Source organism: Flavobacterium sp. PL02, from assembly GCF_035013205.1.
GTDB lineage: Bacteria > Bacteroidota > Bacteroidia > Flavobacteriales > Flavobacteriaceae > Flavobacterium.
Map to the genome: position 1 here is coordinate 40,621 of NZ_JAYGJP010000015.1, position 9,602 is coordinate 50,222.

Consider the following 9,602-nt stretch of genomic DNA (forward strand, 5'->3'; position numbering starts at 1 on the left):
AGAAAGACCGCAAATCTAAATTTTAGATTTGCGGTCTTTTTTTTTAATCTATTTAAATTTTATTTGAAATAAGAAAAAGTTTCTTCGTTTTCAATTTTTAATAAAGATTCATAAATCAATTTTATTACATTCTCGACATCATCACGATGAACCATTTCTACAGTTGTATGCATATATCGCAAAGGAAGAGAAATTAATGCTGAAGCTACACCACCATTACTATAAGCAAAAGCATCAGTATCTGTACCTGTAACTCTTGATGATGCTAAACGCTGAAACGGAATTTTATTAGCTTCGGCAGTATTAATAATTAACTCACGTAGATTATTTTGTACAGCAGGAGCATACGTAATAACTGGTCCTAAACCAATTTTTGTATCACCTTCAATTTTCTTTTCAATCATCGGAGTTGTCGAGTCGTGACAAACATCAGTAACAATCGCTACGTTTGGTTTGATTGTTTTGGTAATCATTTCGGCACCACGTAACCCAACTTCTTCTTGAACTGAATTTGTAATGTATAATCCAAACGGAAGTTTTACTTTGTTTTCGTGTAATAAACGAGCTACTTCGGCAATCATAAAACCTCCCATACGATTATCAAGTGCACGACAAACAAATTTGTTTTCGTTTAAAATCATAAATTCATCAGGATATGTAATGACACAACCTACATGAACCCCCATTTTCTCTACTTGCTCTTTAGTCTCGCAACCTAAATCGATGAAGATATTACTAATTTTTGGGTTCTCTTCTTTATCTCTATTTCGGGTATGAATTGCTGGCCATCCAAAAACACCTTTAACAATTCCTTTTTTAGTATGAATGTTAACTCTTTTTGATGGAGCAATCTGGTGATCAGAACCACCATTTCTTATTACATATATTAATCCGTCATCAGTAATATAATTTACATACCATGAGATTTCATCGGCATGACCTTCGATCACTACTTTATAAGGAGCATCAGGATTTATAACTCCTACAGCAGTTCCGTAGGTATCGGTAATAAAAGTATCAACGTATGGTTTTAAATAATCCATCCAGATTTTTTGTCCGCTGCTTTCGTATCCAGTAGGAGAAGCGTTATTTAGATAGCTTTCTAAAAAAGCAATTGAAGTATCGTTTAAGATTGATTTTGTACTCATAAAATTATTTTTTTGCTAAATTATAAATTTGGTATTACAGTTGTATATATAATGTATAATTTTACACTTAAATTAATAACTCAATGAAGTTTATAACCTACTTATTCTGCTTTCTATTCATGTCATTTGTTGGTCATGCGCAAGTCGATAAAAAAGATCCCGAACAAATGGGATATATTTTAACTGAAAAGGATTCAATATTAAATGATACGATTGAATTACCCGAAATTATTATATCAAAGGAAAAGCTTGATCCCGAGGCTCAAAAACAATTTTTAATTCTCCAGAATAGAGTTTACAAAACGTATCCATTTGCAAGATTAGCATCTGATAGGTTAGTGGCACTTAATAAAGGGATGGCTCGATTATCTTCAAACAGAGAAAAGAAGAAATATTTTAAAATCGTTGAAGATTATCTTAACAATGAATTCGAAGGGAAGCTTAAAAAATTATCTCGAAAACAAGGCCAAATATTAGTAAAATTAATTCATCGTCAAACAGGAACTACTACATACGAGTTAGTAAAGACATTGAAAAGTGGATGGAAAGCATTTTGGGCAAATACTACGGCGAATGTTTTTGATATAAGTTTAAAGACAGAATATGCACCTTATGAGGTTAACGAAGATTATCTCATAGAAACAATCTTAGTACGTGCTTTTGAATCTGGTAGATTACAATATCAGGCACCTGCAAAACCAGTCGATTATGACGACCTTAGTAACCGATGGCAAGAAAAAGCCAAAGAGTTGAAGGCTGCAAAATAGACCGAATATTTAATTAAAAATTATACAAGACTTATCATATCAGTATGGTAAGTCTTTTTTTTTGCAGTTGTTTTTTTATTAGTAACGCGAAGTTCTTTTTTTTTTAAGAATTTATTTATTTTAATTTTCTTCTGGAGGTAATAGGTGATTTTTTTAATCAAGGCTTGAACATGCAGTTTTGTTATAATTCTTCCTTACAAGTTGTTCTTTCTTTTTTTATTTAACAAATTAGATTTAGTTATAATTTGTTATTTATGATTTTATTTGTAGGTTTACTCTTTAGTGACTATTTGTTAACCGTTTATTAATCAATTAATTTAGTGAAATGAAGAAAAAATTACTCAGCCTGATTATGATGTTTTTCGTTATTACATCATGGTCGCAAAGCATTTCTGAAAATGATTATTCTATTTCCGTAAATGGAAATAAAATAAGTACTTCTGCTAATTTTAAACAGCAGGTTAAAGAACTTAAGAGAACAACAAGTAAGCAAAGTCCGAAGACGGAATATACTTTGTTACAGTTTACAAAAATTCCATCAACAGATGAGCAACAAAAATTAAAAAGGCAAGGAATAACATTGCTTAGTTATTTATCTAATAATGCTTATTATGCTGCAATCAGCCCAGAATTTTATAGTAAAGGAACTGTTCCTGATAATATAAGAACAGTTATTACAATAGATTCTAAGTATAAATTAGATCAGGAAATTTCAAAAGGGATTATTCCGGATTATGCACAGCAAGGGAGTACTATTAAAGTAGTGGTAAGTTATTTTAAAGGAGTTGATGCTAAAGTTATTTCACAAGATTTATCAAGCTTGTTTGTAAAAAGCAGTAAAATTGATGAGACCTTTAATGAAGTATATTTAGAAGCTTCTAAAGAAAAATTAGAAGAAATTGCAAAATTAAATTGGGTTCAAAATATAGAGTTAGTTCCAGTACCAGTAGAAAGTGATAATCTTCCTGGACTTACTTCGCATAAAGCAAATGTTTTAGGCTCAAGTATTACGGGGTTAGGATACGGATTAACTGGAAAAGGAGTGAAAGTTGGTGTTTGGGATGGAAATCTTGAAAAACACAAAGATCATACAGGCAGAGTAACTCGTAAAGAATACGAATCGAATTCATCTCACGGAGAGCATGTTTCAGGAACTATTGGTGGTGCAGGTTTATTAGATCCAAGAGCAAAAGGAATGGCTCCAGAAGTGCTAATGTATGGATGGAATTTTAATACTCAGTCTAATGGCTTGACTAATTATCAAGAAAGAGTATTATCTGTTCAGCAAGATGATATTGAGATAACATCAAACTCTTATGGAATTAATCTTACTTCGGGTTTTAATCCGAATAGATATAATACTGGTGATAGAGGTGATGATGATGTTACAGTAGCATATCCTTATCTTTTAAATATTTATTCTAATGGAAATGCGCAAACGGCTTATCCAGGAGGATTTAATACATCTACAAAAAATTCTAAAAACGCATTGCATGTAGCTGCAAATGATCCTAATGATGTGATTAGTAGCTATAGCAGTTTCGGACCTACAATCGACGGACGTTTAGTGCCGCAAATCTCGGCAGTTGGTACAGATGTGTATTCATTAGATTATAGTAATTCATATCAGGTTATGAGTGGTACCTCAATGGCAACACCAGGAACAACAGGTACGGTAGCTTTACTTTATGAGAGATATAAAAATATTAATGGTACAAGACCATTAGCATCCTTAATGAAAGCTTTGGTTGCAAACACGGCTAAAGATGTTGGAAATCCAGGTCCGGATTATAAATATGGATTTGGTAACCTTAACGGATTAAGAGCGGTTAAAGTTATTGATAAAGGTATGTTCTATACGGCAACTGTAGCCAATGGAGCAACTTATGAAAAGGATATTGTAGTTCCGGCAGGATTGGTTACATTAAAAGTAATGTTAGCTTATTCAGATATTAGTGCTGAACCAGGTTCCAGTTCTATTCAAGTTAATGATTTAGATATTAAAATTGTCAAAGATGGTATTACTACTTTGCCATGGATTTTAAATCCAACAACGCCTAATGTAAATGCAACAAGAGGAGTTGATAATATGAATAATATCGAACAAGTAACTTTAGATAATCCAGCTCCAGGAACTTACAAAATAATTGTTTCAGGGACAAAAATTCCTCTTAATACGCAGGAATTCTCAGTAGTATATGATTATGTAGCTCCAGAATTGATTCTGACTTATCCGATAGGTGGCGAAAAATTCGATACGGAATCTACAGAATATATTCGTTGGGACTATGAAGGTGAGCCAAAAAACTTCACAATAGAGTATTCAGTTGATGGAGGAGTAAATTATTCAATAATTGCAGCAAATGTTCCATCGGCAGCAAGAAATTTTCTATGGAAAGTTCCAGCAGGAATAGTTGCTAATGCTAAAATCAGAATTAGTGCAGGTACAAAAACGGATGCTTCTAAAGAAGTTTTTAATATTATAACTGAACCTAGAAATTTAGTTATTGCACCAGCAGTATGTGGAGCTTCTTCCTATAAAATGGATTGGGATCCTATTGCAGGAGCAAAATATGAAGTTTTAAAAATGAATGGTTACAAGTTTGATGTTGTAGCTACAGTTACAAGTCCTACCTATACATTTGCAAATGTAACAGTAGGAGAGGATAACTGGTTCTCAGTTCGTACTGTAGATATTGCTACTCAAATTGTATCCGAGAGAGTTCGTGCAGTAAATGTAGAGCCAGTTTCTCAACCAGTTTTAAATGCTTTAAGTTTGCCATTCCTTGAAGAATTTACGGATAGAAAAGCAACAAATTTTGTTTTTTCTAAAGGAACAACAGGAGAGGTGAAATATGAGTATATAAATCCTGATTTTTTAGATGGCGTAAAAATGGCTGGATCAGCAGGTGTCGGTTCGGCTCCTTGGGTAGTCAGCCCAAAAAACAATCTGGCATTTACTAATAATCCAGATTATGTAAAAAAAGTAACTTTTTGTGATATTGACGCAACCAGTCTGGCAGGAAAAGCATTAAGAGTGAAGTTCTTTTTAGAATGGGCTAATGTTACTCTGGCTGGGGTGGATAAAAACCTTTTTAGAGTTTCGGTAAATGGTGTTCCGTTAATGAGCCATGAAGGTCTAGATGTATATGGAGAAACTCCTTCTTACAGTGATAAAGAATTAACTTATGATTTATCGGCTTATGCAGGAACCACGTTTAGCATAGCTTTTGAAACAGTGAGCGATAATGATTTTGTGGCAACAAATAGCGGAAATGTGTATAGTGCAACCTATATAGATAATGTAGAATTTTTTGAAGCTACAGCAACTGATCTAGGGATAACTTCATTTACGCCTAATACAGGAGTTACTGCTGCGGAGACAGTGCAAGTAAAAATTTCTAATAATTCTCCAGTAGCAATTAGTAATATTCCGGTTTCGTATAAAATTAATAATGGAGCGGCAATTGTAGAGATAATTCCAGGTCCGGTAAACCCATTGACTGAGATAACTTACAATTTTGCTCAAAAAGCAGATTTCTCTGTGCCAAATGTATATGCAGTAATTGGTAGTGTAGACTATCCAGGCGATGCAGTTGTAGAAAACAACACAGTAACCAAAACAGTTTATAATATAGGAGCAGATAAATCAATGGGATCTGCTGCAAGTGTAACAACCTGTGCAGCGGCATTTACAGATAGCGGAACTCGTTATCAGAATTATGCAGATAACCTTAATCAAACAATGACTTTTAAACCAGCTACACTGGGTAATAGTATTAAAGTAGATTTCGAAGCTTTTGATGTTGAAGCAGATTATGATTATTTGTATGTTTATAATGGAGCAACAGCCAGTGCTGCTAATTTAATAGGAACTTTTACAGGAAATTCTTTGCCACCATCATTAACATCTACGGCAGCTGGTGGTGAGCTAACATTTAAATTTACTTCAGATGGTGGAGTAACTGAAGCAGGATGGGTTGCAGCTATTACTTGTGTAGCTAAGCCAATCGTAAATGATGCAGGTATCGTTTCTATAGTAACGCCAGAAGTTCTGGGAAAAAAAATAAGTACACATGACATAACTATTAGAGTTAGTAATTTAGGACCTACTCCACTAGCAAATTATCCAGTATTTTATCAGGTAGGTATTGCAGGAACAAAAATTATCGAAACAATTGCAGCTATTGCACCATATTCAACTGTGAGCTTCACGTTTGCTACCAAAGCAGATTTATCTATTGTTAATGCTGAATATAAAATTATAAGTGGTGTTGATGTAGCAGATGATAATGCTACTAACGATGTAATTGAGAAAACGGTATATAATAAAAATGATTTGCCAATTCATGGCAATACAGATGGATATGCAATATCTAAACTAAAATGGAATGATGTTGTAAATACTTCAGGGACTACTGGATATTCAGATTTTAAGAATATAAAAATTCCAGTATACGCAGGGTTTACCTATCAGCCAGAAGTCACAATAACAAAAACAGGAGTTCCTATAACACGTGATCAAACGCCTTCAGTAGGAGTATTTACAATGATGGTAATAGATTTAAATGGAGATGGTAACTTAACAGATGAGTTTTATGCAGGTAATTTTTGGGTAAATACTACTACTGCGTCTACATCACCAGCAATTCCATCAACTACAAGTACACATTATTTCAGAAATAATTTTACTTTAGTTGGAGGCTTAACAATTCCAGCAGGTACAACAGCAGGTGAAAAATTAATGCGTGTAATACAAATGTATCGTTCGCCTAATGAATATTATAATGTAAATCTAGGACCAACAATTGATGGACTTACAAGTTCAAGGTCAGATTTTGAGGTAGAAGAATATACCATTAATGTATTGCCATTTACAGCTGCCGATGCAAGTGTAGAAAAAATTGTTGCTCCAGTTAAACCTGGTAATGCACCAGTTACAGTCACTGCTGTTATAGGTAATTATTCAAGTACACCTATTACGAATTTTCCAGTAGCATACAAAATTAACGGAGGAGGTGAAGTCATTCAGAATTTTACAGGGATAATTCCAGCAGCTGGAACAGCTAACTTTACATTTACAACAACAGCTAATTTAGGCGCTCCTGGAGATTATACAATTGAAGTTTATACTCAATTAGTAGGAGATACAGATGCTACAAATAATTCAAAATCAATAACACTCTCGCATGTTGCAAATTATGTAACGAATGTTACAGGAACTTTTGATGGGATAAATGATTTTGTAAAAACAGATATTACTCCAGCTTTAAATCTTACTAATAACTATACATTCGAAGCTTGGCTTAACCAAAAACAACCATCAGTTTTCGGAAGGCTTTTAGATAAAAGTTCAGTATTAGCCTTTATACACAATACAGCTAATCTAACTCTTTATAAAGAAAACAGTTTAGTACTTTCTATAACTACACCAGGAGGCTCTTATGTTGTAAATACAGGAATAAATACTATTAAACAAAACACTTGGCAACATATTGCTTTTACCGTAAGTGCTGCCAATGTGTATACGGTTTATATAGATGGGGTTTCAGTTCCATTCACTAGTACAGGTACTGCGGCTGCGGCATCTTCAAATGCATCTTCTGCAGTCTACATAGGTAATAACGCAGGCTTGGCTCGTGGTATAAACGGGAATATAGATGAGGTTCGTATTTGGTCAGGAGTACGTGATCAGGCAACAATAGCTGCAAACACGATGACAAAGTATTTTGGTAATGAACCAGGGTTAATAGCGTATTATTCATTTTCAGAGGGAAATAAACAATTTGTTTTTGATAGTACTCTAAATGATAATACAGCTTTAGTAACAAATGCCGATACAAATGGTCAGGGCGAAGGTAAATTCTGGAATGTTCCGGTTTTGTTACAAAAAGTAGATTTTGTAAATCAACTTTCAGCTTCTTATGATGCAGCTACTAAAACTTATTCGGTGTTATTAAACGATGGAACAGATATAACAACGGCAGTAGCTAATTATTCATTGGGAATGAAAAGTATTGCAAAAATAAACGGGGTAACACAAGTAAGTGGAGTTACTGCAAATGACTATACAAATCCAGTTACTTTAAATGTAGAAGGAGTAGGTTTTAACACAGGAATTATAGAAACATATACTATTAAAGTGTTAACAGGTTTAAGCAATGAAAGCAAATTACTTTCGTACGACTTTAAAACAGCATCTAATCCAGGATTAGCACAGGAAATCAATACAGATATCGTAGGAAGCAATGCTACTAAAACATTGACTTATGGAATTGATGTGTCTAATTTAATTGCAGATTTTACAGTTTCATCAGGAGCAGAGTTATATATAGACGGAGTAAAACAATTAAATTCCAAAGCGGTTGTTTCAGACTATACAAACAGCTTTTTGGTTTCAGTAGTTTCAGAGAATAAGCTTTCACAAACAAACTACACCGTTACTTTAAATGCAAAGAATTCAGAAGCAAGTATAATTGCATATTCAGTAGCAAACCAAATAGGAACGAGTGTAATAGATCCAGTTTTAAAAACGGTAAAAGTTCTGGTTAATAATAATGCCAATTTAAGTGTATTAGTTCCAGTTTTCCAAATATCTGATTTTGCTACATTACGTATCGGAACCTATTTCCAAAATAGCGGAGTAACAACATTAAATTATACTTTACCTACTGTATATAATGTAACAGCTCAAGACGGAACTATAGAGAATTGGATAATAACAATTGAAAGAGCTAAACCAATAATTACACTTTTAGGAAATGTAATAGTTTCTCTAGATAAAGGTTGTCCGTATGTAGAAGCTGGTTTCACTGCCAAAGATAATCTAGATGTAGACCTTACTCCAGGAGTAATAGTTACAGGAACAGTCGATGTAAACACACCAGGGCAATATATACTGACTTATACTGTAAAAGATGCATTGCTAAATGAATTTGTTGTAACACGTACAATAAATGTATCAAGTACAGTTTGTGCTCTAGGAGTACCTACAAATACAATCGAAGGATTTGTTATTTATCCAAATCCAGTTAAAGACGGGAAAGTATATGTACAAACAGCATCTACAAGTAAAAAGAATATCAGAATATCCGATATGTCTGGAAAAATTGTTTTCACAGTACAAACCGAAAACAAAGAATTAAATATTCATAATCTACCTACAGGAGTTTATATTATAAAAGTAGAGCAAGATGGTAATACATCAACTCAAAAACTTATTGTAGAATAAATAGATTAATATAATTAAGATATCCATAAGCGGCTACTATATATAGTAGCCGCTTTTTTATGACCTTATATATAGGAGTCATATTCTACTATACTATATAGGAGAAGTTTTTTCAGGAGCTATTTCCTGCTATCCGCTACAATCTTGTCCTTTTTAAAGAAAAAAGGCCAAGGATTTCCGCTACTATCAGGGCTAGGGGAGGCAAAACATAACAAAAGCTACGCAGGAAAGACAATAAAAGAGACTTTGCGCCTTAGCGCCTTTGCGCGAAACTCAGCAAAAAACAAGGAAAACCCAGCAAAAACAGGTAAAAAGTCCAAAAAAGACAGAGATAAAGAAAAAAGAACACCTGTAAACACACTGTTATCAGACTGTTAAAAAATAAACAAAAAATACTCCATAAAAAGTATTGTTTAACTGAATAAAGGTGGTAGTTTTGCACCCGCAACAACGACA

General features: G+C 33.5%; 3 protein-coding genes. 2 read left to right on the top strand and 1 reads right to left on the bottom strand.

The annotated features are described in order from the left end of the window. Positions 1 to 59: 59 nt before the first annotated feature. Positions 60 to 1,148: a M42 family metallopeptidase gene (locus SHI72_RS23240; protein ID WP_039114911.1), complete on the bottom strand. Its 1,089-nt coding sequence runs from the start codon at positions 1,146 to 1,148 to the stop codon at positions 60 to 62. A gap of 83 nt (positions 1,149 to 1,231) precedes the next feature. Between SHI72_RS23240 and SHI72_RS23245 the strand changes: the two genes are divergently transcribed. Next, positions 1,232 to 1,915 carry a DUF4294 domain-containing protein gene (locus SHI72_RS23245; protein WP_039114909.1) on the top strand — a complete coding sequence of 228 codons (684 nt, stop codon included), beginning with the start codon at positions 1,232 to 1,234 and terminating at the stop codon, positions 1,913 to 1,915. Between the two features lie 325 nt (positions 1,916 to 2,240). After that, positions 2,241 to 9,146: a S8 family serine peptidase gene (locus tag SHI72_RS23250; RefSeq protein WP_323491563.1), complete on the top strand. Its 6,906-nt coding sequence runs from the start codon at positions 2,241 to 2,243 to the stop codon at positions 9,144 to 9,146. The last annotated feature ends 456 nt before the right edge of the window (positions 9,147 to 9,602 follow it).